The organism is Streptomyces sp. DSM 40750, from assembly GCF_024612035.1.
Lineage (GTDB): Bacteria > Actinomycetota > Actinomycetes > Streptomycetales > Streptomycetaceae > Streptomyces.
The window spans coordinates 428,089-453,163 of record NZ_CP102513.1 but is presented as its reverse complement, the minus strand read 5'-3'; the positions used below and the strand labels follow the sequence as shown (position 1 = coordinate 453,163).

Annotated in this window: 20 protein-coding genes and 5 pseudogenes; 18 read left to right on the top strand and 7 right to left on the bottom strand. The window is 68.9% G+C overall.

The window, feature by feature from the left end; genetic code table 11:
• Positions 1 to 115 precede the first annotated feature (115 nt).
• Positions 116 to 1,116, bottom strand: a pseudogene (locus tag JIX55_RS02220) (helix-turn-helix transcriptional regulator).
• A gap of 158 nt (positions 1,117 to 1,274) precedes the next feature.
• Here JIX55_RS02220 and JIX55_RS02215 point away from each other — a divergent pair.
• From JIX55_RS02215 to JIX55_RS02195, 5 genes and pseudogenes are all read left to right on the top strand, one after another.
• Positions 1,275 to 1,697, top strand: coding sequence for a VOC family protein (locus tag JIX55_RS02215; RefSeq protein WP_257561504.1), 423 nt, complete (start codon positions 1,275 to 1,277; stop codon positions 1,695 to 1,697).
• A 111-nt stretch (positions 1,698 to 1,808) separates the two neighbouring features.
• Entirely contained in the window at positions 1,809 to 2,840 is a 1,032-nt protein-coding gene (locus JIX55_RS02210) for an aldo/keto reductase (RefSeq protein ID WP_257561503.1), read from the top strand.
• A gap of 7 nt (positions 2,841 to 2,847) precedes the next feature.
• A complete protein-coding gene (locus JIX55_RS02205) occupies positions 2,848 to 3,942 on the top strand; it encodes a winged helix DNA-binding domain-containing protein (protein ID WP_257561502.1) in 1,095 nt (364 codons plus the stop codon).
• Positions 3,943 to 4,029: 87 nt separating this feature from the next.
• Positions 4,030 to 5,322 (top strand): DUF6192 family protein, encoded by a 1,293-nt coding sequence (locus JIX55_RS02200; RefSeq protein ID WP_257561501.1) that lies wholly within the window; start codon positions 4,030 to 4,032, stop codon positions 5,320 to 5,322.
• Positions 5,271 to 6,070: pseudogene (locus tag JIX55_RS02195) on the top strand (IS5 family transposase); the annotation flags it as partial. The gene JIX55_RS02200 and the pseudogene JIX55_RS02195, both read left to right, overlap by 52 nt.
• A gap of 18 nt (positions 6,071 to 6,088) precedes the next feature.
• On the opposite strand, the gene JIX55_RS02190 reads toward JIX55_RS02195, so the two are convergent.
• From JIX55_RS02190 to JIX55_RS02175, 3 genes are all read right to left on the bottom strand, one after another.
• The gene (locus tag JIX55_RS02190; protein ID WP_443046770.1) at positions 6,089 to 6,274 is read right to left on the bottom strand and encodes an aldo/keto reductase; all 186 of its coding nucleotides are present in this window, start codon (positions 6,272 to 6,274) and stop codon (positions 6,089 to 6,091) included.
• 80 nt (positions 6,275 to 6,354) lie between these two features.
• A complete protein-coding gene (locus JIX55_RS02185) occupies positions 6,355 to 7,260 on the bottom strand; it encodes a helix-turn-helix transcriptional regulator (protein ID WP_257561500.1) in 906 nt (301 codons plus the stop codon).
• A gap of 353 nt (positions 7,261 to 7,613) precedes the next feature.
• Positions 7,614 to 7,823: a hypothetical protein gene (locus tag JIX55_RS02175; RefSeq protein WP_257561499.1), complete on the bottom strand. Its 210-nt coding sequence runs from the start codon at positions 7,821 to 7,823 to the stop codon at positions 7,614 to 7,616.
• Between the two features lie 518 nt (positions 7,824 to 8,341).
• On the opposite strand from JIX55_RS02175, the gene JIX55_RS02170 reads away from it, so the two are divergent.
• The 3 genes from JIX55_RS02170 (at position 8,342) to JIX55_RS02160 (ending at position 11,184) form a co-directional block, all read left to right on the top strand.
• Positions 8,342 to 9,325: an aldo/keto reductase gene (locus JIX55_RS02170; RefSeq protein WP_257561498.1), complete on the top strand. Its 984-nt coding sequence runs from the start codon at positions 8,342 to 8,344 to the stop codon at positions 9,323 to 9,325.
• 33 nt (positions 9,326 to 9,358) lie between these two features.
• Positions 9,359 to 10,327 carry an aldo/keto reductase gene (locus JIX55_RS02165; RefSeq protein ID WP_257561497.1) on the top strand — a complete coding sequence of 323 codons (969 nt, stop codon included), beginning with the start codon at positions 9,359 to 9,361 and terminating at the stop codon, positions 10,325 to 10,327.
• Between the two features lie 83 nt (positions 10,328 to 10,410).
• Complete coding sequence (locus JIX55_RS02160) at positions 10,411 to 11,184, top strand: alpha/beta fold hydrolase (protein WP_257561496.1); 774 nt, start codon at positions 10,411 to 10,413, stop codon at positions 11,182 to 11,184.
• A 59-nt stretch (positions 11,185 to 11,243) separates the two neighbouring features.
• Here the strand turns inward: JIX55_RS02160 and JIX55_RS02155 are convergent, their stop codons facing one another.
• Positions 11,244 to 11,501, bottom strand: coding sequence for a hypothetical protein (locus tag JIX55_RS02155; protein ID WP_257569729.1), 258 nt, complete (start codon positions 11,499 to 11,501; stop codon positions 11,244 to 11,246).
• Here JIX55_RS02155 and JIX55_RS02150 point away from each other — a divergent pair.
• The 4 genes and pseudogenes from JIX55_RS02150 to JIX55_RS02130 all read left to right on the top strand — a co-directional run.
• Positions 11,409 to 12,254: pseudogene (locus JIX55_RS02150) on the top strand (family 1 glycosylhydrolase); the annotation flags it as partial. The gene JIX55_RS02155 and the pseudogene JIX55_RS02150 overlap by 93 nt on opposite strands.
• Positions 12,255 to 12,649: 395 nt before the next feature.
• Entirely contained in the window at positions 12,650 to 13,324 is a 675-nt protein-coding gene (locus JIX55_RS02145) for a ThuA domain-containing protein (RefSeq protein WP_257561495.1), read from the top strand.
• The gene (locus JIX55_RS02140) at positions 13,309 to 14,400 is read left to right on the top strand and encodes a Gfo/Idh/MocA family protein (protein ID WP_257561494.1); all 1,092 of its coding nucleotides are present in this window, start codon (positions 13,309 to 13,311) and stop codon (positions 14,398 to 14,400) included. Before JIX55_RS02145 ends, JIX55_RS02140 begins: the two co-directional genes overlap by 16 nt.
• A 34-nt stretch (positions 14,401 to 14,434) precedes the next feature.
• Positions 14,435 to 14,971 (top strand): annotated as a pseudogene (locus tag JIX55_RS02130) (family 78 glycoside hydrolase catalytic domain); the annotation flags it as partial.
• A 182-nt stretch (positions 14,972 to 15,153) separates the two neighbouring features.
• Here JIX55_RS02130 and JIX55_RS02125 read toward each other — a convergent pair.
• Positions 15,154 to 15,780, bottom strand: a complete 627-nt coding sequence (locus JIX55_RS02125; protein ID WP_257561493.1) for an NAD(P)-dependent oxidoreductase — start codon at positions 15,778 to 15,780, stop codon at positions 15,154 to 15,156.
• A gap of 226 nt (positions 15,781 to 16,006) precedes the next feature.
• The gene (locus JIX55_RS02120; protein WP_257561492.1) at positions 16,007 to 16,177 is read right to left on the bottom strand and encodes a hypothetical protein; all 171 of its coding nucleotides are present in this window, start codon (positions 16,175 to 16,177) and stop codon (positions 16,007 to 16,009) included.
• A 799-nt stretch (positions 16,178 to 16,976) separates the two neighbouring features.
• On the opposite strand from JIX55_RS02120, the gene kdpF reads away from it, so the two are divergent.
• The 6 genes and pseudogenes from kdpF to JIX55_RS02090 all read left to right on the top strand — a co-directional run bounded on the left by kdpF (position 16,977) and on the right by JIX55_RS02090 (position 25,031).
• Positions 16,977 to 17,066 (top strand): K(+)-transporting ATPase subunit F, encoded by a 90-nt coding sequence (gene kdpF / locus JIX55_RS02115; protein ID WP_257561491.1) that lies wholly within the window; start codon positions 16,977 to 16,979, stop codon positions 17,064 to 17,066.
• A gap of 8 nt (positions 17,067 to 17,074) precedes the next feature.
• The gene (kdpA, locus tag JIX55_RS02110; RefSeq protein ID WP_257561490.1) at positions 17,075 to 18,739 is read left to right on the top strand and encodes a potassium-transporting ATPase subunit KdpA; all 1,665 of its coding nucleotides are present in this window, start codon (positions 17,075 to 17,077) and stop codon (positions 18,737 to 18,739) included.
• Between the two features lie 92 nt (positions 18,740 to 18,831).
• Complete coding sequence (gene kdpB, locus JIX55_RS02105) at positions 18,832 to 20,949, top strand: potassium-transporting ATPase subunit KdpB (RefSeq protein WP_257569186.1); 2,118 nt, start codon at positions 18,832 to 18,834, stop codon at positions 20,947 to 20,949.
• 5 nt (positions 20,950 to 20,954) lie between these two features.
• Positions 20,955 to 21,623 (top strand): potassium-transporting ATPase subunit C, encoded by a 669-nt coding sequence (locus tag JIX55_RS02100; RefSeq protein ID WP_257561489.1) that lies wholly within the window; start codon positions 20,955 to 20,957, stop codon positions 21,621 to 21,623.
• Positions 21,624 to 21,756: 133 nt separating this feature from the next.
• Positions 21,757 to 22,442 (top strand): annotated as a pseudogene (locus JIX55_RS02095) (response regulator).
• A gap of 45 nt (positions 22,443 to 22,487) precedes the next feature.
• Entirely contained in the window at positions 22,488 to 25,031 is a 2,544-nt protein-coding gene (locus tag JIX55_RS02090; RefSeq protein ID WP_257561488.1) for a sensor histidine kinase, read from the top strand.
• Positions 25,032 to 25,075 lie beyond the last annotated feature (44 nt).

Below are 25,075 nucleotides of genomic sequence, written 5' to 3'. Positions count from 1 at the left end.
CTCGGGCAAAGGGTCGTTTATGCGAACCCCTTCCCTGCTCTCGGATCGCGTGTAACTGAGCGTTGGGTCGGCCCCGGAGGTTCGGAGGGCTTGAGCGGCGTGGTGAGTTCTGTTCTCACCGCGCCGGGCCGGTCTCTGGTCTTGTGGTGCGGGCGGCGTGGGCGTAGCGGGCGGCGAGGTCCCCGAAGGCGGTGGCCAGTTGGGGTGGGCCGATGACTTCGATATCGGTGTCGAAGCGGCCGATGGCGGCGGCGAGTCCGGTCCATGACCAGGAGCCGAGGATGAGCCGGCAGTGACGGGAGCCGAGTTCCTCAACGATTCCGTCCTGGGCGAAGGGTGCGACATCGGCGGCCGGGAGGCGGAGGATGACTTCGCCTTGGCAGGGCCAGCCAGTGGTGGTGCCGTCGTTGCCGCGGAATCGGCTGGTGATGAAGGTGGAGACGGTGCCGCCGGGGAGGTCACGAGGGGTGAAGCGGGGGCCGGTGGGTGTGCGGGGCCGGATGCGGTCGACGCGGAAGGTACGCCAGTCCTCGCGGTGGAGGTCCCAGGCCACGAGGTACCAGCGATGACGCCAGGTGACCAGGTGGTGGGGTTGTACGCGGCGGACGTCATCGGCCGAGGTGCTTGGACCCGGGGCGTAGTCGAAGCGCAGTTCCTCGCGTGCGTGGATGGCGCGGCTCAGGTCCACCAGGACCTGAGCGCCGACCTGGGGGTGTCGCCGGCCGCCGCGGGCGGTTGGACGGCGGTGATGTGCAACAGGTCGATGCGGTGGCGCAGGCGGGGTGGCATGACCTGGCGGAGGGTGGCCAGCACGCGGGTAGCGTCTTCGGCGACGGTGGTGCCGGCGGCCGCGGTCTGCAGCGCGACGGCCAGGGCGACGGCCTGGTTGTCGTCGAACAGCATGGGCGGCAGGTGAGTGCCGGCCTCCAGGCGGTAGCCGCCAGCCGGTCCTTTGAGGGTCTTGATCGGGTAGTCGAGTTCGCGCAGGCGGTCGATGTCACGGCGCACCGTGCGCGAGGTGATGCCGAGACGCTCGGCGAGATCATCGCCGGACCAGTCACGGGGCGTTTGAAGGAGCGAGAGCAGCGCGAGCAGCCGGGCAGATGTTTTATGCATGGCACCCATATTCCCCGGAGTACCGGACACAGCCTGTCCTCTACCTCTGCCATCGTGGCATACGAGCCATTCGGGGGGCATCGCTCCTGGTCACGGCAGCCGCCGCTGGAGCTGGGACGGTCGGCGGTGTATTCATCACATCGAGCAAGGAGCAGGTCATGTCCGTCACGACCACCACTCACCTGAACTTCCGGGGCACCGCACGTGAGGCGCTGGACTTCTACCAGTCCGTCTTCGGCGGACGTGCTGTCGCGGTCACCTACAAGGACGCGGGCGCCGTGCAGGATGAGAGCGAGGCGGACTGGGTGATGTGGGGCGAGGTGGCCGGCGACAACGGCTTCCACGTCATGGCCTACGACGTGCCCTCGCAGCTGCCCTGGAACCAGGGCGAGAACCCGTTCTTCGTCTCCGTGCGTGGCGACGACGCCGAGGAGATCAGCGCCCTGTGGGGCAAGCTCGCCGAGGGCTCGACCATCGTGCGTCCGCTGGAGCCCGCGCAATGGGCACCGCTGTACGGCATGCTCACCGACAGCTTCGGCATCACCTGGGTCCTGGACGTCACCGCTCCGTACAACGGCTGAACCAACCGACCGACCTGACATGCCTGCGCCGTCCGGGCCGCCGCAGCCGCACGGGCGGCCCGGACGGCGCAGGCACCGAACACGCACGGCAGCGGAAGGAAACGGGGCACCGTGAGGATACGGAAGCTGGGACGGACCGGCATCGAAGTCAGTGCCTACTGCCTGGGCACCATGATGTTCGGCAAAATGGGCAATCCTGATCACGACGACTGCGTGCGCATGATCCACCGGGCGCTGGATGCGGGTATCAATTTCGTCGACACCGCCGATGTGTACGGCTACAGCGAAACCGAGGAGATCGTCGGAAAGGCCCTCAAAGGGCGCCGCGACGAGGTCGTGCTGGCATCCAAGTTCAACGGACCGATGGGCGAGGACCCCAACCGCAGCGGCAGCTCCCGGCGCTGGGTCGTCCAGGCGGTCGAGGGCTCACTGAAGCGGCTGCAAACCGACTACATCGACCTCTACCAGATCCACCACCCCGACCCGCACACCGACATCGAGGAGACCCTCTCCGCGCTCACCGACCTCGTGCGGGCCGGGAAGGTCCGCGCGATCGGCTCCTCCAACCTGCCGGCCTCGGAAATCGTCGAAGCCCAGTGGGTGTCCCAGCAGCGCGGCCTGCACCGCCTGCGCACCGAGCAACCCACCTACTCCATCCTCAACCGCGGCATCGAGCGTGAGGTCCTGCCCACCTGCCGCCGCTACGGCCTGGGCGTTCTGGCGTGGAGCCCGTTGGCCATGGGTCTGCTCACCGGCCGCTACCGCAAGAACGCCCCGCGGCCCGACAACGCCCGCATGCAGTGGGTCTCCCGGCACCTCACCGACGAACGCAAGCTTGAGGCGGTGGAGCAGCTGCTCACCCTCGCCGAAGAAACCGGCCACTCCCTCACACACGTGGCCATGGCCTTCGCCACCAGCCACCCCGACGTCACCGCCGCCATCATCGGCCCGCGCACCATGGACCAGCTGGACGACTTGCTCGTCGGCGCCACCCTCACCCTCGGCAACGACATCCTCGACAAGATCGACGCAATCGTCCCGCCCGGCACCGACATCAGCCCTCTGGACGTCTCCTACGTACCTCCCTCCCTCACCCACACGGACCTGCGCCGACGCCCGTCCCACGAGCGAGCCGCCGCGTGAGGATGCCATGACCGTTCTTGACGCCCGTGCCCTCAATCGCGCCACCCTCGCCCGCCAGCACCTGCTCAAGCGCAGCGACACATCCGTGTCGGAGGCAGTGGCCCATCTGTGCGGCCTGCAGGCACAGGATCCTCAGGAACCCTTCACCGGGCTGTGGTCCCGCCTGTCCGGCTTCAAGCCCAAGCAACTGGACGATGCGCTGACCGGTCGCGCGGTGGTGCGCACTCACCTGATGCGGCGCACCGTCCACCTCGTCACCGCCGACGACGCGCTCACCTGGCGAGCCCGCCACGACACAATGCTGCGCCAGCGAGTGCTGGGAACCTACCGGCGTGAACTGGCCGGCATCGACGTGGACGAGGTCGCCGCAGCCGGCCGCGCGGTCATGGCCGACCAGCAGCCCCGCACCATGACCGAACTCGTACAAGCTCTCGAAGACCGCTGGCCCGGCCCACCACGTCGTGTCCTGGGCGAGCTGCTCATCGCAGCCCTCATCCCCATGGCCCAACTCCCGCCCCGCGGCCTGTGGCACCAGACCGCCGGCGTACGCAACCTGCCGTTGAGCACCTGGCTGGAACGGGGCATCGACCCCCTGCCCGCCGATGGCAGTGATCCCGTCGGACAGCAACTGCTGCACCGCTACCTCGCCGCGTACGGGCCCGCCGCCAGCACGGACCTACGTGCCTGGTGCGGCCTCGCCGGCCTTCCCGCCGCCGTCAGAGCCGCCCGAGAAGAACTCGTCGTCTTCCGTGACGAACGCGGCCGCGAACTGCTCGACTTGCCCGACGCACCCCGCCCCCACCCCGACACCCCCGCCCCCGTCCGGTTCCTCCCGGCCTTCGACAACGCCATCCTCGGCTACCACGACCGTAGCCGCATCATCGACGCCCCCCACCTCGGTCTGTCCGTCGCAGGCCACCGCACCGTCCTTGTTGACGGACGCGTCACCGCCACCTGGACCGTGCGCAACCACCAACTCCACATCAGCTCCCTGCGCCCCCTCACCGCCCTGGAACAGGAAGCCGTTCACACCGAAGCCCAGGACCTGACCACCTTCCTGGACAACGACATCGAGCACATTCAACTCGACACCGAAAGCTGACGATCACCCCACTCCCGGTGATCCGTCGTCGTACTCATCCGGTGACTCCTTGGGGGAAGATCACACCTGATTCATGACACTCCCCGTGTGCGCGAGTCGATCCAGATGGGACGGGCGATGTTCACGATCGGCGATCACGCCGTGGAGATCGAGCCGATGAGGCCGCAAGGCGGTTCGACCTCGCCAAGCGACGAGCTGTTCGGGGTCTACGCGTCGCTGCAGATATACGCCGACGACATCGGGGTGTCGCTGAGTACGGTCCTCAACTACCGGTTCACCTCGCACCGTTGGCCGGCCGATCGGCGCCGTGAGGGCGTCTCGCACAAGGTCCACTCGATCCTGGCGTCGATCCAGGACGATGCCGAGCGGTTCAAGGCGATCGACGACCCGCCGGTCGACGACGTGACCGGTACGCGCAGATGGACGACGAACTTGGCCAAGAAGCGCGTCGGCCGCCGGCCGGACCGGCCGGGGACGGTCCAGGAGAAGGTGGAGCGCGTCCACGATCTGGCCGCCGACGAGGAGGTCGCGGTGGAGGTGACGCGGGACGTGCTGCGCCGTCCGCAGGTCGCCGCCCGGCTGTTGGAGGACACCGCCGTCAGACACGCGGTCAACGACGCCCAGAAGCCCGAGCACCGCGCGGAGGCCATGCAGTCCCTGGTCAAGGACGACGCCGCGGCAGCGAGGATGGCCTCCGACGTGCTGCGCCGTCCCGAGGTCGCCGCGCGGGTCGCGGCCGACGACAGAGCACGGCACATGGTCAACCGGGCCCAGGCCGACCGTTCCCGCCAGCAAGCCGAGGCCTTCCGACGCACCTCGCCGGTCGGCCCGGCGGTGAGGAGGATCGAGCGGACCGAGGAGTTCGTCGACCTGCTCGGCGCGTTCCTCCGGTTCGTACGCGAGGCGTCCAGGGCGGTGCCGAAGATGCGTCACTGTGAGTGGTCGGGGGACGAGCGTGAGGTGCTGCTGTCGAACATTGCCCGCACCCGCGCGACGCTCGACTGGATGGAGACCGCGGTCTCCACCGGGTCGACATGGACGAGGAACTCGCCCGCATCCTGCGGGGTGAGTGACCGTGCGCAAGCGCTCCCCGGCAGCGGAGCGTCATGCCGAGTTCATTCACATCGCGTTGATGGAAGCCGCTCCTGCGGGGCTGCCCCTCAAACGGCTGATGGGAGCCTGCGAGCTGAGCAAGTACCAGACCCGCAGCGGCCTCGCAGACCAGCTGACCTCTTTTCCGGGGCGCCGACACTTCGACAGAAGGAAAGGATCGGGGGTGCTGGACGGCTCCCTCCTCGCACCAGACGACCAGGACCCCTTCCTTCCCTATGCGCCGACGCCGCTACCCGTCCGACACGACAGACGCCGAATGGGCCCTGATCGAGGCACTGTTACCGCCCGCGGCCTGCGAGACCGGCCGCGGACGGTCGGAGAAACACCCCCGCCGCGAGATCATCGACGGCATCCGTTACCTCGTCGATAACGGGATCAAGTGGAGGGCGATGCCCGCGGACTTCCCGCCCAGGAGGACGATCTACGGATTCGCCCGCCGCTGGGCCGCCCGGCGTCATCAACCTCATCCGCGACCAGCTTCGCAGACGAGTACGGCTCAGCAGCGGCAAGACCCCGCAGGCCGCCGCAGTGATCGTGGACTCCCAGAGCGTGAAGGCGTCCGAGACCGTCAGCAGGGACAGCCGCGGCTACGACGCCGGGAAGAAAATCAATGGCCGCAAGCGCCATATCGTCGTCGACACCCGTGGCCTGGTCCTACTCATCATGGTCACCCCTGCCGATGTCACCGACCGGGACGCGGCGAAGGAGGCCCTCTTCCGGCTCCACCTGATGCATCCCGAGATCGCGATCGTCTGGGCCGACTCCGCCTACGCGGGAGGGCTCGTCGACTGGGCGAAGAAGCGACTCGACATCAAGATCAAAACGGTCCGACGCCCGCCGGAAGCCAAGGGCTTCGTGGTCCTGCCGCGCCGCTGGGTGGTCGAGAGGTCGCTTTCGTGGATCATGCGGGCCCGTCGGCACTGCCGGGACCACGAGAGGCTGCCGCAGGTCAGCGAGTCGCTCATCACATGGGCGGCCGTCACGCTGATGACCCGTTGGCTGACCCGGAAGCCGGCGCAACGGTCCAGGAGAGCTAAGGGCCGTACACATCAGAGGTGTCCAGAAGCGTCATCCCCAGGTCGAGGGCCTGGTGGATCACCGAGACCATCTCGGCCTCGTCGCGCGGGGTCGCCTGGTCGTAGCTGAAGCTCATGCCCATGCAGCCCAGGCCGACGACGCCGACCTGGGGTCCCTTGGTACCGAGGGTGGTGGTACGCATGCTGTTCGTCCTTTCGGTCTTCGGTGGTTCGGACCGGTGTTCGGTGCGCGGGCGACGCACCGGCCGGGGTGATTGCTGTGTCAGTCCGCGAACCCGGTGCGGGAGGCTCCGATCCTCGGCGCGTGCGCCGAGTCGGACGCCATCAGATCGAGCAGGACCATCGCGTCGTACTCGGTGCTGCCGGGCTCGGCGTGGTACACGACCAGCCGGTGGCCGGGGGTGCCTTCCAGCTGCATGGACTGGTAGCCGAGGGTGAGGTCGCCGACGTCCGGGTGGTGGAACGTGTTGCGGCCGTAAGAGTGGCCGCGGACGTCGTAGCGTTCCCACAGTCGGGCGAACTCCGGGCTCTTGAGCAGGAGTTCACCGGCGAGCTGGGTGAGGTCGGGGGCGTCCGGATCGGTGCCGGCCAGAGCCCGCAGGCGGGCTACGCAGCCGCGGACCTGGTTGCCCCAGTCGTCGAAGAGGTCGCGGGCGGCGGGGTGGAGGAAGACGTAGCGCGCGATGTTGCGCTGTCTCGCGGGCCAGTCCTCCATCCCGGCGAGCAGTCGCAGTCCGCCCGGATTCCAGGCCAGGACGTCGCCCGTGCGGCTGACCACGTGGGCGGGCTGGGGCCGCATGGCCTCCAGCAGGATCTTCACGCCGGGCCGAACGGAGCGGCTGGGCGCGGTGGGCGGTTCCGGAGCGGTACGGCCGGCATGCGCGACCAGGCTGCGCAGGTGGTCGCGTTCCGGCTCCTCCAGCCGGAGGGCGCGGGCGAGGGAGTCGACGACGGACGGGCTGGGGCGGGTCTCCTTGCCACGCTCCAGCCGGGTGAAGTAGTCGATGCTGATTCCGGCGAGGGTGGCCAGTTCCTCGCGGCGCAGTCCAGGTGTGCGACGCGGGCCGGTACCGGGTGGCAGGCCGACCTCTTCGGGGTTCACCTGGGCCCGTCGGGCACGTAGATAGCGCCCCAGCTCGGTGCCGCTGCTGTGCTGCTCACGATCCATGTCTTCCGAGTGTGGGGACGCCACGACCTGGGGGGAAGGCGGGTGGGGTGCCCTGTCACGGCACTGAACGGCACTCCGGGCTGCAACGCGGTCTGCCATATGGAGAGCCGGAGGCGCAGGCTTGACGCTCGTAGAACATCTCCGTTCCCGGCAGCCGCGCACGGCGACGATCCAGCTCGTGGCCGCGCTCGGAAGGTCACGGGGACGGACTCGGCGGCCACCCGGCTGCCCGGCACCACCCCGTCCTTTTGGAGAAACCGTGCTCACCGTCAACGCCTATGCCGCGACCTCCGCGACCGAACCGCTCGCCCCGACCACGATCGAGCGCCGCGACGTCGGCCCGCACGACGTCCTCATCGAGATACGGCCTGGTTGTCGAAGAGCTCGATCAGCTCCGGATCGGTGACCGCGAGGCTGGAGACGTGGCCGGGGAACAGCCGCTCATGTGCCGCCGCAGCGGCTTCGTTGGGCTTGCGAACGGTGACGGCCGCCTCCAGGACCCGATGCGGGGAACGGATGGACTCCGCCTCGCCGGTGCCCGAGTCGGTGTAGCCGTGGGACATGCCCACAGCCCCGGCCCGATCCGGGAAACCCCCAGGTTCCGCAGCTTGACTGTGCCGCATCGCTTGTTCCTTCTCCTGTTCATGTCTCTGCTCTTCTCCAAATGCTCTGCAGCCCCGGGGACATCGATGATCCAAGTCCTGCATGCGGCTGTCCGCGCCTGCGGTGCGCCAACCATGGAACAGGAAGTGCGGCGGATGAGGGAGAGCCTGCTGATACAGGCCCTGACAGGGCACCCCAGCCCGTCGGCAAGTGACCTGCCGCGAACGCCGCAGCTGCATCGCGACAGCGCCAGAGAGCTCGAGCTCCACCCACCTCCTGGACGTCGGTCGACGGCGACCTCTGTCCGGCCTACGAGCACCAGGCTGCGGGCACCCCGCGGGCGGTCCCGTGGGGTGCCCTGGCACACCACTGAACCTCGTTCCCCGGTACAACCCGCCCTGCCATCCGATGAGCGCGGCGAGCACGCTGGACGTGAACTGAAGACCTCTTTCGAAACCACCCGCGGAGCACTGGAGCCATGAAGCACATCAAGCTGGGGGACCTGGACGTCTCCCGTATCGGCCTGGGCACCATGACGATGTCCGGCGTCTACCTCAGCCCCGGGGAGACCCCGGACGACACCGAGTCCATCCGGGCGATCCACCGGGCGCTCGACCTCGGCGTCACCCTGCTCGACACCGCGGAGGCCTACGGTCCCTTCGTCAACGAAGAACTCGTCGGCCGGGCCCTCAAGGACCGCCGCGACCAGGTCGTCCTGTCGACGAAGTTCGGCATGTACTCACACACCAGTGGCGGCATGGGCCACATCGACGGCACCCCGGCCAACCTCCGCACCGCGCTCGAAGGCTCCCTCAAGCGGCTCGGCACGGATCACATCGACCTCTACTACCAGCACCGCGTCGATCCCAACACGCCCGTCGAGGAGACCATCGGCGCCCTCGCCGACCTGGTCACCGAGGGCAAGATCCGCCACATCGGCCTGTCCGAGGCGGCGCCCGAGTCGATCCGCCGCGCCCACGCCGTGCACCCGATCGCCGCACTGCAGTCGGAGTACTCGCTGTGGACGCGGGACGTGGAGGCGGAGATCCTGCCGCTGCTGCGGGAGCTGGGCATCGGCCTGGTGCCCTGGTCGCCGCTGGGCCACGGCTTCCTCACCGGCAAGATCCGCGCCACCGAGCACTTCGAGGCGAACGACTGGCGGGCGAACAACCCCCGCTTCACGGAGGAGAACCTCAGGCGCAACCTGCGCATCGTCGAGGAGGTCGAGGCCGTCGCCGCCGAGGTCGACGCCACCCCCGCGCAGGTGGCCCTGGCCTGGCTGCTGGCCCAGGGCGACGACATCGCCCCGATCCCCGGTACCAAGCGCGTCTCACGCGTCGAGGAGAACACCGCCGCCGACGCCGTCGTGCTGACAGCCGAGCAGCTCACCCGCCTGAACAACCTCGCCCCCGCCGCCGGCGACCGCCTCCACGAGGCGGGCATGCGGCTGGTCAACCGCTGACCCGGCCCGCCCGACGACCTTCGGAAGGAATACATGCGCACCACCACACTCGGCCCCGACGGACCCGAGGTCGGCGTCGTCGGCCTGGGCTGCATGGGCATGAGCTTCGGCTATGACCAGGCGACCCCGCGCGACGAGGCCGAGATGGTCTCGGTGATCCACCAGGCCCTCGACCTGGGGATGACGCTTCTGGACACCTCCGACGTGTACGGCCCCCTCACCAACGAGCAGTTGCTCGGCCGGGCCCTTGCCAAGGGCCACCGGGAACGAGCGGTCCTGGCCACCAAGGTCGGCGCCCTCACCCGTAACGCCCAGGGGAATCCCGTACCCGGCCTGAACAACCGCCCGGAGCACATCCGCTGCTCGATCGACGAGAGCCTCCGGCGTCTGGGCACGGACCACGTCGACCTCTACTACCTGCACCGCGTCGACCCCGATGTGCCGATCGAGGAGAGTGTCGGCGCGCTGGCGGAGGCCGTGACGGCGGGCAAGGCCGGGGCGATCGGTCTGTCCGAGGTGAGTGTCGAGCAGATCAAGCGGGCCCAGTCCGTCCACCCGGTCACGGCGGTGCAGTCCGAACTGTCGCTGTGGACACGCGACTGGATGACCGAGGTGCTGCCGTACTGCCAGGAGCAGGGCATCGCCTTCGTGCCGTACTCGCCGCTCGGCAAGGGCTTCCTCACCGGCCGGTTCACCTCCTTCGACGACCTGCCGCAGGACGACTTCCGACGCGGACTGGCCCGCTTCCAGCAGGACGCTCTGCGCGTCAACTTCGCCCTCGCCGAGAAGGTCCGCGAGCTCGCCGACCGCATCGGTGCCACTCCTGCTCAGGTGGCGCTGGCGTGGGTGCTGGCCCAGGGCGAGTACGTCGTCCCGATCCCCGGCACCAAGACCCCCAAGTACCTGCTGGACAACGCCGGCGCGGCCGACGTGCGGCTCAGCGCCGAAGACCTCGCCGAACTCGACGCCCTGCCCACCCCGCAGGGCGGCCGCTACTACTGAACCTCCGCACCTGGCCCCCGACGGGCCGCACCCGCACCAGCCGAACATCCGCAGAGAACACCGATCCACCGGAGGTGGAGATCATGACCGAGACCAGACCCTACGTTCCGCCCGCCCATGTCGTCGGCAGCGGCGCCCACAAGGTGATCGTGCTGCACTCGCTCTTCGCCGGACACGAGTCGTTCAGCCCCTGGTGGCCGTACCTGGACGGCACCCGCTTCAGCTACGCGTTCATGGACGCCCGAGGCTTCGGCGACGCCATCGACGTAGAGGGCTCCTACACCTGTGACGAGATCGCCTCGGACGTCCTCCTGCTCGCCGACAGCCTCGGCTGGCGCGAGTTCTCCCTGATCGGGCACTCGCTCGGCGGCATGCCGGTCCAGCAGGTCGTACTCAAGGCGCCCGAGCGTGTGCGCAAGCTCGTCGGGCTCAGCCCCGCGCCCGCGAACGGCCTGGGCATCCCGGACGCGGCCTACCCCTTGCTCGCCGAGGCCGCGCACAAGGTCGAGAACCGCCGCATCATCATCGACTCGTCCACAGGCGGCAAGCTGTCCCCGCACTGGGTCGCCTCCTGGGCAGAGCAGTCGATGAAGGCTGTCGGCCCGGACGCCTTCCGCAGCTATCTCGACTCCGTCAACACCACCGACTTCTCCGCCGAGATCACGGGTGCTCCGCTGCCCGCACTGGTGGTGGTCGGTGAGAACGACCCGGCGACCGACGCCGACGCCATGAACCAGACCTGGATGCGGCACTACCCGAACGGACAGCTCGCAGTCGTCGGCAACGCCGGCCACCACCAAATGGTGGAGACCCCGATCGCCCTCGCGACCCTCGTCGAGAAGTTCCTCGGCGACTGACCGGAGCGAGGAGGCCTTCGACCAACCGACAGGCGGCGCGCCGTCCGTTCGCGGGTCGGTCAGTCGTAGCCCTCGATCCGCCATTCGTCGTGCCAGTCCACGAAGGCCATCTCTCCTTCGAAGCGGAGGGGCAGCCAGACGTAGTCCGCGATCGAGGTGTCGGGGTCGATCAGTTCCTGGGGGAGCACGGCGGCGTCCTCCGTCGCGTCTCCGGAGAAGCGCAAGCTTTCCTGGGGTATGCGGACGGCTGTCACGCCCCCGGTGCGACGGAAGGCACCCCGGCGCTGGCCGCCGCGCATCATCTGCTGATCGGTCACGGTCTGGCGATGCGAGAACTGCGTACGGCCGGCGTCCGGGAGGCGGGCATCACGCTCAACCTCAGCCATGTGACCGCGGCCTCCGACTCCGCCGCGGATCTCGCGGCCCTCGCACGTGCTGAGACCATGCAGAAGCTGATGTGGACCGAGCCGCTGCTGCGCGGGCGCCATCCATCCGCCGAAGAGGAGACGTGGGGTGAGCTGGTAACCCGTCAGACGTTCCGACAAGAGGGCGACCTGGAGCTGATCTCCACACCGATGGACTTCCTCGGGATCAACTACTAAACCCCGACCGTGGTCCGTGACGCGCCCCATCGCCGGCCCGACCCGGCCATGCGTACGGCGACGGACTGCCGCATCGAGACGGTCGACATCCCGGGAGTCCGGCGCACCGCGATGGGTTGGGCAGTGGTTCCCGACAGTCTGCGCGAGCTGCTCGTCTCACTGCGTCACGAGTATGCGGAAGCCCTTCCGCCCATCCTCATCACCGAGAACGGATCGGCGGAGGACGACGTGCTGTCCACCGACGGCCAGATCCACGATCCCGACCGGATCGTGTACCTCCGCGACCACTTGGCCGCCGTCGCGGAGGGAGTGGACGTACGCGGCTACTACGTCTGGTCGTTGCTCGACAACTACGAGTGGGCCTTCGGCTACGACAGGCGTTTCGGGATCGTCCACGTCGACTACGACACGCTGCGGCGCACGCCAAAGGACAGCTACCGCTGGTACCAGCGGTTGATCAGCGGTTGATCGCGGCACAGGCCTGACCGCCGGACCGAGCGCTTCCCGCCGAGGCCACACGCCTCTCGCTGTGGTGACCCGAGCGACCGCACGGCCGGCCGGGGTGGTGACGGAGGCGGCGCACGCGCTGAGCATGCTCCTCAATCGGCTCGGACAGCACTGGCCGGGCCCGTGCGCGCGTGGAACCAAGGGCCCGTGGCGGTCCGGCTCTCGCGCTCCCGGGCGCCAAGTGCCTTATTTGTATGAGCCGTTGACAAAAGAGCGCCGGTCTCCATACGTTCGGACGGCAGTACGTCACTCGCCTCACCGGCCTCCTGAGCAGCGCCAACGCCCACTCGGGAAAACACCTGTTGGGCTCTGTTCACCCGACCTCCGATCGCCGAGCTTCTGTGCGCACGGCGCCGATGGGAGTGTGCAATACCTTGACCAGCGAAATCCGGCGGGCCCTTGTCGTCCGTGGTGGTTGGGACGGGCATCAGCCCGTGACGATCAGCGACAGTTTCGTCCCGTTCCTCAAGGATCAGGGCTTCACCGTCGAGACCTCCGAGGACCTCGCGGTGTACGACGACGCGGAGTGGCTCGCTGCCACTGATCTGGTCGTGCAGTGCTGGACGATGGGGACGATCACCCCGCAGCAACGCGACAACCTGGCCGCCGCCGTCCGCGGCGGCACCGGACTCGCCGGCTGGCACGGCGGCATCGTGGACTGCTTCCACGATCACGGCTATCACCTGCTGACCGGCGGCAAGTTCGTGATGCACCCGCCCGGCTTCCTCGACCACACCTACCAGCTGTCGCCCGAGCACGCGGACCACCCGATCATCGCGGGCCTGGACGACTTCGCGATCCACAGCGAGCAGTACTGGGTCCTGACCGATGCGCACATCGACGTCCTGGCCACGACCACGTTCCCCGCCGACGACCTGCACGACCGGCCCGCCGTCATGCCCGCGGTGTGGACCCGGACCCATGGCGCGGGACGCGTCTTCGTCTCGACCATCGGCCACAAGCCGGACGACTTCGACGTGCCGCAGGTGCGGACGCTGACCGAGAGGGGACTGCTGTGGGCGAGCCGGTGAAGCCTTTGAACATCGGGATGGTGGGCGCGGGCAAGATCAGTGGCGCCTATCTGTCGACCCTTCAGAAGCTGACGTCGGTGCGGCTGACCGCGGTCACCGACCTCGACCGGGCCCGTGCGCAGGCCGTCGCCGACCAGGTCGGATCGCAGGTCTCGGTGGCGGACTCGGTCGCGGACCTCGTCGCCCGTGACGACGTGGACGCGGTTCTGAATCTGACCATCCCGGCCGCGCACGCCGAGGTCGCCCTGGCCGTGCTCGCCGCTGGTAAGCACGTCTACGGCGAGAAGCCTTTCGCGACGAACCGCAAGGAGGCCGATGCCGTCCTGACCGCCGCCCGTGATGCGGGACTTCGGGTGGGCTGTGCCCCCGACACCGTGCTGGGCACCGGCACCCAGACCGCGCGCAAGGCGGTCGATGACGGACTGATCGGTCGTCCGGTGGCGGCGACGGCCTTCATGACGACCGCGGGGCACGAGACGTGGCACCCGGACCCGGAGTTCTACTACCAGCCCGGAGGAGGCCCGCTGCTCGACATGGGCCCCTACTACCTCTCCGCCCTGGTGCACCTACTGGGCCCGGTGGTGAAGGTGACCGGAGCCTCCTCGCGGCCGCGCGCCGAGCGGGTCATCGGCAGTGGTCCGCGGGCCGGGCAGTCCTTCCCGGTCGAGATCGACACCCACGTCACGGGTGTCCTGGAGCACGCGGACGGCGCCCTGTCGACGCTGGTGATGAGCTTCGACATCAAGGCCGCGCGCCTGCCGCGCATCGAGGTGCACGGCACCGAGGCCTCGCTCTCCGTACCCGACCCGAACAACTTCGACGGTCCCGTCGAGATCCACCGCGGCGACGGCTGGGACGTCCTGCCGGTGTCCGCCGGTCACGCGGACACGGGCCGTGGCGCGGGGCTTGCCGACCTCGCCGAGGCCCTGGACGCCGGGCGCCCGCACCGCGCCTCGGCCGAACTCGCCGCGCACGTCCTGGACGTCATGCTCACCCTCATGGACGCCGCCGAGCACGGCTGCGCCCTGCCGGTGACCAGCACCTGCGAGCGGCCCGCCCCGGTCATCGGCCTCTAGCCAGGTGTGCTGACGGTGGACCTCACCGTCGGGCCGGACGCTGGTCGACTTCGGCCAGATCGCCGTGGGTTGGGTGCGGTTGCGCGTCCGCGGTCTCGCGCCGGGCAGCGAGGTCGTCGTACGACACGCGGAGGTCCTGGAGGAAGGGCAACTCGGGACACGCGCCGACGGCCGTTTCCGCCTGGAGGCGCGGGTTCCCGTCGGGACCACCGCGCAGGTGCGGCTGCCCGGCACCGACGCGCATGAGACCGTCGCACACGGCGAGCATCGCTGGGAGGTGCCCGATTCGTTCCCGCCGTCGCCCGGACCGCGCACTCCACTGACCATCCGCGACGTGCTCGACGAACCGGCGACCTGGTCAGCGGTAGCCGCTGCGGCTGTCCGGACCGGTGTGGTCCCCGGCGGCGAGGCGGAGGCGGCCCGTCAGCTCGCCGCACACCTCGACGCGCCCGCGACGGATCTCGCTCGCGCCCTCGCACCGCAGGAGTTCTCACCGGGCGCAGTCGCCTTCCAGCGTGAGGTCGACGCCATCTTCGGGTCGCTGTCTTCGGGCCGCTCCCTTACTGACTGACGGTCTCGCTTCCCAACCGCTCAGCAGGCCGGACGATCGGGAGAGGAGGAACGAGAATGCCCTGGGGGTCGGCGCTGCCTTGTGGAGGTACCAGGTCAAGCCCGCGCGGCGGTGGCCGGCTCGCACTGGCCCTGACCCAGCCCCCGAAGAGGTTCTGCCGCGGGCACCGCACCCTGGTCCGCCTACTTGGTGAGCACCGCGGTGCGCCGGGACCAGGAGCCCTCGACGGCGGCGCTGAGCAGGAACGCGGCGACATCGGCCCGGGAGATCCTGGGCACGCCGGGCAGGCGGTCGAGCTGGGTCAGGTCGATTGCCTGGACGGTCGTGGCCGGCTTGTTCGTCAGCAGCACCGGATAGACGAGCGTCCAGTCCAGGGCGGAGGCGGTGAGGATGCGCTCGCCTGCGGCCTTGTCGGCGAAGTTCGCCTTGCCGCCCTTGTAGAGGAACCGGAGGATCCCGGAGGCCTTTGCCAGGGACTCGCCGACGCCGAACGCCGACATGACCACCACTCGCTTGGTGCCGCCGGCCTCGGCGGCCTGGACGAGCGCGCGGGTGCTTTCGGTGATCAGGTTCGCCGGGTCCTTGGCCTTGCCGATCCCAAGGGTGCTGACCACCGCGTCCACGCCGCGCATGGCCTCGGCCAGCGCATCGGCGTCGCGGACGTCACCGGCGACCGCGGTCACCCTCTCACGCCGGGCGAGCTTGGCCGGGTCGCGTACAAAGGCGACCACCTCGTGTCCGGCGGCGGTGGCCGCGTCCGTGAACAGGCCACCGGTCGCGCCGGTGGCGCCCAGGAGGAGAAATCTCATTGCAGTCAGTCCTTTCAGGAGCCTCGACGGCTCTCGATCGCGAATGTGGTGGTTGCGGAGCCGGACAGGCGCAGCTCGGCGCGGGCAGAGCCGACCGCCCAGGAGCACACCGGCGACGCGGCGCGCTTCCGGTACCGGGATCGGCCCCCGCTCGTGGGGCAGTCCGTGCAGGCACATCTCCTGCTGACCGCAACGTGCTCCTCACCGTTGCGTACGTCGTCCGCAGTCACCGCCCTGCCCCGGCTGAGGCCTTGGCTTCCGCCCATTCCTTGAGGGGCTGGTTCATCCGCCCGAAGTTCTCCAGCGTGCGGTCGATCCAGCAGGCGAAGTCGGTGCGGACCTCCCACACCAGCCCGGGGTTCCCGTCGATGCCGACATACGTACTGATCTCTCGCATTGCCACTCCCTGCTGGTCGCGCTGGGCGATGACTCGCTCGCCTGGGAGCGCACTGATGACCTCTCCCACCCTCGGCGGCACCACGGATGTGGCACGTCCGCCGACGCGGCTTCTCTTGAATCCACTCAGCCACTCGTGCTACACGCTAGCTAAAGTGGAACTGAGTCGCAAGTTAGCATCGCACTTTCAATCTAGGGTGTCGGCGTTGAACATGAGTATGGCTATCAGGTGTCAATCGGCGCTGTGCCGAGCGAGCACCAGAGACATCGCACGAGCTGGGATCCGAGCTGAACGCGCCCGGATCGCCCTCGGCCTGTCCGCCCGGGAAGGCTTCAACCGGGTCACCGCCAGTGCGGGTCAGTGTGCGGATCCGGCCCTCACGCGGACGCCGGGGGCAACGTGGGATGCGAAGTCACAGGTCGTACGGTGTCTCGCCGCCCGCCGTGTCCGTACGACGGGACACGGAAGCGGTGATCTGCCGGCTTTGGTTCCGCATCTCCCGACCGCTGTGCCCGAACGGCTCGCACCTCACCGGTGTGAGCCGTCTGCGTTCCCCGGGAGGAGCTGGTCGTCCGGCACCCCCGGCGGAGTCCGGCGTATGGGTTCCGTCAAAAGCGGACGGGCCGCCGTAAGGGAGGCGTTAACGGCGGCCGAATCGGGTCGGTGAGGCGCTTTCCTCTCATCGTCCGTCCGATCCGAACCTCATCTAGGAGCTCGCGATGGCCGACCTGGCCTTCGTCGTCACCACGATCGCGGTCTTCGCGCTGGTGGCTCTCGTCGCCAAGGGGGCGACGAAGCTGTGACCGTCGAGAACATCGTCGGCCTGATCGTGGCCGTCGCCCTGCTGGGCTATCTCCTCCTCGCCCTTGTGTTCCCGGAGAGGTTCTGAGTCCTGATATGAGCCCCGTCCTCGCCGGTGTGCTCCAGTTGCTCGCGCTGATCGCGGCGCTGGCACTGGCATACCGCCCGCTCGGCGACTACATGGCCCGGGTCTACTCCTCCGACAAGCACCTGCGTGTCGAGCAGTGGATCTACAAGGGCATCGGCGCCAACCCGAACACCGAGATGCGCTGGCCCGCCTATCTGCGCGGTGTCCTCGCCTTCTCCGCGGTGAGTGTTCTCTTCCTGTATCTGCTGCAGCGCGTGCAGGGCAGCCTGCCCGGCTCGCTGGGCTTCTCCTCGATCGACCCCGACCAGGCGTTCAACACCGCCGCCTCCTTCGTGTCGAACACCAACTGGCAGTCGTACTACGGCGAACAGGCCATGGGCCACGTCGTGCAGACCGGCGGGCTGGCGGTGCAGAACTTCCTCTCCGCGGCCGTCGGCATCGCCGTCGCGGTGGCGCTCGTCCGAGGCTTCGCCCGCTCGCGGACCGGGGAACTGGGCAACTTCTGGGCCGACATGGTGCGCGGTGTCGTACGCATCCTGCTGCCGATGTCGGTGATCGCCGCAATCGTGCTCGTTGCCTGCGGGGCCATCCAGAACTTCTCCGGGATTCACTCCGTGGGCCAGTTCATGGGCGGCTCGCAGGAGTGGAACGGCGGCGCGGTCGCCTCCCAGGAAGCCATCAAGGAGATCGGCACCAACGGCGGCGGTTACTTCAACGCCAACAGCGCCCACCCCTTCGAGAACCCCAACTCGTTCTCCAATCTCTTCGAGATCTTCCTGATCCTGCTGATCCCGTTCGCGCTGACGAGGACCTTCGGCCGGATGGTCGGCTCGCTGCGGCAGGGATACGCGATCCTCGCGACGATGGCGACCATCTGGGTCGGGTTCATCTGCCTGATGTGGTGGACCGAGTTCGCCCACCACGGTCCGGCGTTCGAGATCGCGGGCGGGGCGATGGAGGGCAAGGAGACCCGCTTCGGTATCAGCGCCTCGTCGATCTTCTCGATCTCCACGACGCTCACCTCGACCGGTGCCGTGGACTCGTTCCACTCGTCCAACACCGGTCTCGGCGGCGGGCTGAACCTGCTGGGGATGCAGCTCGGCGAGATCGCGCCCGGCGGTATCGGCTCCGGCCTCTACGGCATGCTGATCATGGCGATCATCGCGGTGTTCATCGCGGGTCTGATGGTCGGCCGCACTCCCGAGTACCTGGGCAAGAAGATCGGCACCCGCGAGATCAAGTTCGCGGCCTGCTACATCCTCATCACTCCGGCGCTGGTGCTCACCTTCACGGCCGCGGCGATGGCGCTGCCGACTCCGGGCAACTCGATGACCAACTCGGCCGCGCACGGTTTCTCCGAGATCCTGTACGCGTACACCTCGGGCGCCAACAACAACGGCTCGGCCTTCGCCGGCCTGAACGCGGACACGCAGTGGTTCAACACCACGATCGGCATCGCGATGCTCCTCGGGCGTTTCCTGCCGATGGTGTTCGTGCTGGCGCTGGCCGGTTCGCTGGCCGAGCAGCAGCCGGTGCCGGCCACCGCGGGCACGCTGCGTACCGAGAAGCCGCTGTTCACCGGGTTGTTGGTGGGCGCGATTCTGATCATCACCGGCCTGACCTACTTCCCGGCGCTGGCGCTGGGGCCGCTCGCTGAAGGGCTGGCGTCATGACCAGCGACATCAAGAAGCACGACGACGCAGAGAAGAACGCAAAGGAGCACGACGACGCAGAGGAGCACGACGACGCAAAGAAGCAGGACGCCATGTCCACCTCGACTCCGACGCTCGCGCCCCACCAGGACGCACCGACCGGCCACAAGGGCGGCGAAGGCCGTGTCGGCGCGGGCCTTTTCGACCCCAAGCAGCTGCTCCAGTCACTGCCGGACGCTCTGCGCAAGACCGACCCGCGGGTGATGGTCAAGTCACCTGTCATGTTCGTGGTGTTGGTCGGCTCGGTCCTGACGACGGTGTTCTCGTTCAAGGACCCGGGCGACTGGTTCGGCTGGGTGATCAGCGCCTGGCTCTGGCTCACCGTGATCTTCGCCAACCTGGCGGAGGCGGTCGCCGAGGGGCGAGGCAAGGCGCAGGCGGACACCCTGCGCAAGGCCAAGACGGACACCGTGGCGCGTCGGCTGTCCCGGGACAGCAGGGCCGAGGAGCAGGTGCCCGGCACCGAGCTGCGCATCGGCGACCTGGTCGTCTGCGAGGCGGGTGACATCATCCCCGGCGACGGTGACGTCGTCGAGGGCGTGGCATCCGTGGACGAGTCGGCGATCACCGGTGAGTCGGCCCCGGTCATCCGGGAGTCCGGCGGCGACCGCTCGGCCGTCACCGGCGGTACGAAGGTGCTGTCCGACCGCATCGTCATCAAGATCACGACGAAGCCGGGTGAGACCTTCATCGACCGGATGATCAATCTGGTCGAGGGCGCCGCACGCCAGAAGACGCCCAACGAGATCGCGCTGAACATCCTGCTCGCCTCGCTGACGATCGTCTTCCTGCTCGCGGTGGCCACCCTGCCGCCGTTCGCGGACTACGCGGGCACGCATCTGACCATGGTCGTGCTGGTGGCCCTCCTGGTCTGCCTGATCCCGACCACGATCGGCGCCCTGCTCTCCGCGATCGGCATCGCGGGTATGGACCGGCTGGTGCAGCGCAACGTACTGGCCATGTCGGGCAGGGCGGTCGAGGCCGCCGGCGACGTGTCGACCCTGCTGCTCGACAAGACCGGCACCATCACGCTCGGCAACCGGCAGGCCGCCGAGTTCGTGCCGGTTGCCGGCACGACCGAGGCCGAGCTGGCCGATGCCGCCCAGTTGTCGTCGCTGGCCGACGAGACGCCCGAGGGCCGCTCCATCGTCGTACTGGCGAAGGAGAAGTACGGGCTGCGCGAACGCCACCAGGGCGAGCTGGCGCAGGCCGAGTGGGTCGCCTTCACCGCGCAGACCCGCATGTCCGGTGTCGACCTCACAGAGAACGGCACCGCCCGCAGGGTCCGCAAAGGGGCCACCGGTTCGGTGCTCGCCTGGGTCCAGGAGCAGGGCGGCACCGTCGCCGACGACGCCGACACCGTCTCCCACTCCATCTCCGAGGTGGGCGGCACCCCGCTGCTGGTGGCGGTCGAGGACGCCGACGGGGCCCGGGTGCTGGGCGTGATCCACCTCAAGGACGTCGTCAAGGAGGGCATGCGGGAGCGGTTCGACGAGCTGCGCCGGATGGGCATCAAGACCGTCATGATCACGGGCGACAACCCGCTGACCGCCAAGGCGATCGCGGACGAGGCCGGGGTCGACGACTTCCTCGCGGAGGCCACTCCCGAGGACAAGATGGCGCTCATCAAGCGGGAGCAGGCGGGCGGCAAGCTGGTCGCGATGACCGGCGACGGGACGAACGACGCACCCGCGCTCGCGCAGGCCGACGTCGGCGTGGCGATGAACACGGGTACGTCGGCCGCCAAGGAGGCCGGCAACATGGTCGACCTCGACTCCAACCCGACCAAGCTGATCGAGATCGTCGAGATCGGCAAGCAACTCCTCATCACCCGGGGCGCGTTGACAACCTTCTCGATCGCCAACGACGTCGCGAAGTACTTCGCGATCATCCCGGCGCTGTTCGCGGCCGTCTACCCGGGCCTGAACAAGCTCAACATCATGAACCTGTCCTCGCCCGACTCCGCGATCCTGTCCGCGGTCGTCTTCAACGCGCTGATCATCATCGCGCTGGTCCCGCTCGCCCTGCGCGGCGTGCGGTACCGGCCGGTCAGCGCGGACAAGATGCTCCGCCGCAATCTCGGGATCTACGGCCTGGGCGGGCTGATAGCCCCCTTCATCGGCATCAAGATCATCGACCTGCTCATCTCTCTCATCCCCGGGATCGGCTGACCGCCATGAACAACTCGGTTACGAACACCGCCCGGTTGCTCGGGGCCGGCCTGCGCGCCCTCCTCGTGCTGACCGTGGTGACGGGCATCCTCTACCCGCTGGCCATCACCGGCGTCGCCCAGGGGCTCTTCCCCGGCAGGGCGAACGGCTCCGAGATCAAGGCGGACGGCAAGGTCGTCGGCTCCTCGCTCATCGGCCAGGCTTACACTCTGCCGCTCAAGAAGGGCCAGGAGACCCCCGAGCCCGACCTGAAGTGGTTCCAGGGGCGCCCGCAGAACGGCCTGGGCACCAACAGCGTCAACACCCGGTACAAGCTGATTCTGTCCGGCGCCACCAACCGTTCCGGTGACAACGCCGACCTGATCAGGTGGGTCAAGGACGCCAAGGCGGCGGTCATCGAGGACAACTCGACCTCGGACTACAAGGTCAAGCCGTCCGACGTACCCGCCGACGCGGTCACCTCCTCGGGCTCCGGCCTGGACCCGGACATCTCCCCGGCGTACGCCGACCTCCAGGTCCACCGGATCGCCGAGAAGAACGGCCTGCCCGTCGCCCAGGTCCAGAAGCTCGTGCACGAGCACACGGACGGCCGCATCCTCGGCTTCCTGGGCGAGCCGACGGTCAATGTCCTGGAACTCAACATCGCGCTCAAGGAACTCGTGGCGAAGAGCTGATGGCCTGACGCGACCCGGGCGGGAGTTGGCGGGCCTGGAGGCATTCCCGGTCCGTCAACTCCCGCCAACTCCCGCGGCCCTGACATGGGTACGCACCCTCTGGCTCTCCGTGCAACGGGAAAGGCGCCCACCGATGATCCGGGTACTGGTCGTAGAGGACGACCCCTCAGCTCGTACGGGCGCTCGTGATCAACATGCAGGCACGGCAGTACGGCGTCGACGCGGCCCCCGACGGCGCGACCGCGCTCCGGCTCGCCGCCGCCCGCCAGCCCGAGGTGGTCCTTCCTCCATCTGCGGCTGCCGGACATGGACGGCACGGACGTCATCAAGGCCCTGCGCGGCTGGACCAAGGTCCCGATCCTGGTGCTGTCCGCCCGCCGGGCCTCCGACGAGAAGATCACCGCGCTCGACGCGGGCGCCGACGACCACATCACCAAGCCGTTCGGCATGGACGAACTTCTCGCCCGGTTGCGCGCCGCGGTCCGCCGCACCGAGACCGTGCCACTCACTCCCGGGACGACGCCGGTCACCACGGACGGCTTCACCATCGATCTGCCGGCCAAGAAGGCCATCCGTGCCGGCCGCGAGGTGCGCCTCACCCCCACTGAGTGGCATCTGCTGGAAATCCTGGTCCGCAACCCCGGCCGGCTCATCACGCAGAAGCACCTGCTGCAGGAGGTGTGGGGTGCTTCCCAGAGCAACAAGAGCAACTATCTGCGTGTGTACATGGCCCAGCTGCGGCGCAAGCTGGAAGCGGACCCGGCCCACCCCCGCTACCTGATCACCGAACCGGGCATGGGCTACCGCTTCGAGAGCTGACCCGCTCCCGACCGTTCTGACCGCATACGACGTAGAGACGAGACCATGGCACGCGGCAAGCTTCGGATATACCTCGGCGCGGCACCGGGCGTCGGCAAGACGTACGCGATGCTGTCCGAGGCGCACCGCCGTGTCGAGCGGGGCACCGACTGTGTGGTCGCCTTCCTGGAACACCACAACCGGCCCCGCACCGAGATCATGCTCCACGGCCTGGAGCAGATTCCCCGCAAGGAGCTGGAATACCGGGGAAGCGTCTTCACCGAGATGGACGTCGACGCGGTCCTGGCCCGGCACCCCCAGGTGGCTCTCGTCGACGAACTCGCCCACACCAACATCCCCGGCTCCCGCAACGCCAAGCGCTGGCAGGACGTCGAGGAACTGCTCGCGGCGGGGATCGACGTCGTCTCGACGGTCAACATCCAGCACCTGGAGTCGCTCGGGGATACCGTCGAGTCGATCACCGGGGTGCGGCAGCAGGAGACCGTCCCCGACGAGGTCGTCCGGCGGGCGGACCAGATCGAGCTGGTCGACATGTCGCCGCAGGCGCTGCGCCGGCGGATGGCGCACGGCAACATCTACAAGGCCGACAAGGTCGACGCGGCCCTGTCCAACTACTTCCGCCCGGGCAATCTGACCGCGCTGCGGGAGCTGGCGCTGCTCTGGGTGGCCGACCGGGTCGACGCGTATCTGACCGAATACCGCAGTGAACACCGGGTGTCGAAGATCTGGGGCTCGCGTGAGCGGATCGTGGTCGGTCTGACCGGTGGTCCCGAGGGACGCACGCTGATCCGCCGTGCCGCCCGGCTCGCCGAGAAGGGCGCCGGCGGCGAGGTGCTGGCCGTCTACATCGCCCGCAGCGACGGACTGACCAACGCCTCGCCCAAGGAGCTGGCCGTCCAGCGCACCCTGGTAGAGGACCTGGGCGGCACTTTCCACCACGTCATCGGCGACGACGTCCCGTCGGCTCTGCTGGACTTCGCGCGGGGGGTCAACGCCACCCAGATAGTCCTCGGCGTCTCGCGGCGCAGGGGATGGCAGTACGTCTTCGGGCCCGGTGTCGGCGCCACGGTCGCCCGGGAGTCGGGCCCCGACCTCGACGTCCACCTGATCACCCACGATGAGGTGGGCAAGGGCCGCGGGTTGCCGGTTGCGCGAGGTGCGCGGCTCGGCCGTGCGCGGATCATCTGGGGCTGGCTGGCCGGGGTGGTCGGCCCGACGCTGCTCACGCTGCTGCTGACCAACGTCGACGCCGAGCTCGGTCTCGCCAACGACATGCTGCTGTTCCTGACGCTGACCGTGGCGGCGGCCCTGCTCGGCGGCCTGCTCCCGGCGCTGGCCTCGGCGGCCTTCGGGTCGTTGCTGCTGAACTACTACTTCACCTCGCCCCTGCACCACCTCACCATCGCCGATCCCAAGAACATCGTCGCCCTCGTGGTCTTCTTCGCCGTGGCGGTATCGGTGGCCTCCGTGGTGGACCTGGCCGCCCGTCGTACGCATCAGGCGGCCCGGCTGCGCGCCGAGTCGGAGATCCTCTCCTTCCTGGCGGGCAGCGTGCTGCGCGGCGAGACCGGCCTGGAGGCCCTGCTGGAGCGGATGCGGGAGACCTTCGGTATGGAGTCGGTCGCCCTGCTGGAGCGGGAAAGCGACGTGGACCCGTGGACCTGCGCGGGCAGCGTGGGCCCACAGCCCTGCCAGTACCCCGAGGACGCGGACGTGGACATGCCGGTCGGCGACCACATGGCCCTCGCGCTGTCCGGCAGAGTGCTGCCCGCCTCCGACCGCCGGATCCTCGCCGCGTTCGCCGCCCAGGCCGCCGTGGTCCTGGACCGCCAGCGCCTGCAGTCCGAGGCCGACCAGGCCAAGGAACTCGCCGAGGGCAACCGTATCCGCACCGCCCTGCTCGCCGCCGTCAGCCACGACCTGCGCACACCCCTGGCCGCCATCAAGGCCGCCGTGTCATCTCTGAGGTCCGACGACGTGGCCTGGTCCGAGGAGGACCAGGCCGAACTCCTGGAGGCCATCGAGGAGGGCGCCGACCGCCTCGACCACCTGGTGGGCAACCTGCTCGACATGTCCCGGCTCCAGACCGGTACCGTCGCCCCGCTGATCCGCGAGATCGACGTCGACGAGGTGGTGCCCATGGCCCTGGGCGGCGTACCCGAGGACAGCGTGGAGCTGGACATCCCGGAGACCTTGCCGATGGTCGCCGTCGACCCGGGCCTGCTGGAGCGGTCGGTGGCCAACCTGGTCGAGAACGCGGTCAAGTACAGCCCCGCCGGCGAGCGCGTCCTGGTGGCTGCCAGCGCCATGGCCGACCGGGTGGAGGTGCGGGTGGTGGACCGTGGCCCGGGCGTCCCGGACGAGGCCAAGGACCGCATCTTCGAGCCGTTCCAGCGCTACGGCGACGCCCCGCGCGGCGCCGGCGTGGGCCTCGGTCTCGCGGTAGCCCGCGGCTTCGCCGAAGCCATGGGCGGCACCCTCAACGCTGAGGACACCCCCGGCGGCGGCCTCACCATGGTCCTCACCGTCCCGGCCGCCGCAGACCGCCGACCGCTCCCCTCCGGCCTTCCGGCGACCGCCACCTCCTAGCGGCGCCAACTCCCCGCCCGTAAAGGCCAGTACGGCGTTCGAGT